The organism is Moorena sp. SIO1G6 (genome assembly GCF_010672795.1).
Classification (GTDB): domain Bacteria; phylum Cyanobacteriota; class Cyanobacteriia; order Cyanobacteriales; family Coleofasciculaceae; genus Moorena; species Moorena producens.
On sequence record NZ_JAAHFZ010000172.1, the window covers coordinates 1 to 1,582 of the forward strand.

The window sequence follows — 1,582 nt, forward strand, 5'->3', positions numbered from 1 at the left end:
CACCATTTCTCAAAGCACGGGGGCATGGCGGAGGGAGTGGTTTCTCTCATGGAGGTTATTTCGACGTAAACTTACTGTCTGATAAGTATTATAGCCTTATTTTACTCTTTTTATTGTTTAAATCCCAGTAGGTATTGAAGCCATGTTCCGTGATTGTCAAACAGGTGGTTACAATTTAGAGGGATCTAAAGCGAAGATTGAACGTTTAAACAGTCTAGTTTTGTTGATCGCAATTTCCTACACTATTGCCACGTTCAAAGGATATGATCTTAAAATAAAAGGTCACCAAAAGTATATTGGTCGCTGTCGAAAATTTAAGCAAAGTTTTACAAAAAATAGTAATTTTTGGATAGGTTTATATGGGACGAGTTGGATAGTTTATCATGAGTTTATGAAAGAGTGTGTGGATAAATTAATAAGATTAACTCCTAATAAGCTCCCTTTTTATCTCCAGGGTCAACGGGCTATGATTATTATACAGCAATCTTTTTAGCTCTCTTGTCACCCCGTGAGCTTCTTGAGTGAATTTGATAGCGTTTCCCAGTAAATTAATCAAAACTTGGCGCAATTTTCCCTCATCTGTTTTCACATATCGAGGAAGCTCTGGCTCTCGGTAAACGATGAGCTGTAAGCCTTTGGAGGCGGCTCGCAGTCCTAACATCTCTTCGAGACTATCCAGCAGACGATACAGGTCAAAGCTAGTTTCATTTACAGTTATCTGACCTGCCTCAATTTTGGACATTTCTAATATGTCATTGATCAAGTTCAGTAAATGCTCACCACTGCGACTAATGATTGCTAGATATTCCTGATGTTCCTGATTCAGCGATGAGTCACGGTTCATCAATTGGGTGAATCCTAGGATAGCATTGAGGGGGGTGCGCAGTTCATGGCTCATATTGGCAAGAAATTCGCTTTTGGCTTTGTTAGCTTCTTCAGACTTAGTCCGCGCTTTTTCGGCTTCTTTCATACTTTCAGCAAGTTGGACAGTACGTTCTTCTACCCTAGCTTCTAAGTCCTCATTGAGTTGCTGCAAGACCCGGGAGGCTTGTTTGCGCTCAGTAATGTCATGAAAGAACACTGAAAGACCATTAATACCTGGATAAGCTTTCACGTCAAACCAACGTTTGGTCGGTGGATAGTATTCTTCAAAGGTGACAACAACCTGTGCAGCAACCGCCCGATGACATTCCTGGTAGAACTTGGAGCCAAAGACTCCGGAAAACACCTCCTCCAGATTCTGATTCAGAAGCTGTTCGGGTTGACTCTGTAGCATTTGGAAAGCTTGGGGATTAAGATAGGTAATCTGCCACTGGTCGTTTAGGGAAATAAAGGCATCCGTGATACTTTCGAGAATGTTGATGGTACGACGGTTAGCTTTTACCAAATTGTTGATAATTAAATAGGCAATCCAAGCCAACAAAATCAACAACCAACTATAGGCATATAAACGATCTCAGTACAGGACAAAAGTTGCAAAAAGTGCCAGGGAGAGGGTTTGATGGAAATTACCACAAAGACCACAAACCCTCATGGAACAGATTAACCAACTTCGAGCCAAATTGCGACCCCACCTGGGCTG

1 pseudogene is annotated in these 1,582 nt (G+C 41.5%); it reads right to left on the minus strand.

What is annotated here, in order from left to right:
* Positions 1-487: 487 nt before the first annotated feature.
* Positions 488-1,432, minus strand: a pseudogene (locus tag F6K63_RS36800) (histidine kinase dimerization/phospho-acceptor domain-containing protein); the annotation flags it as partial.
* Positions 1,433-1,582: the final 150 nt, after the last annotated feature.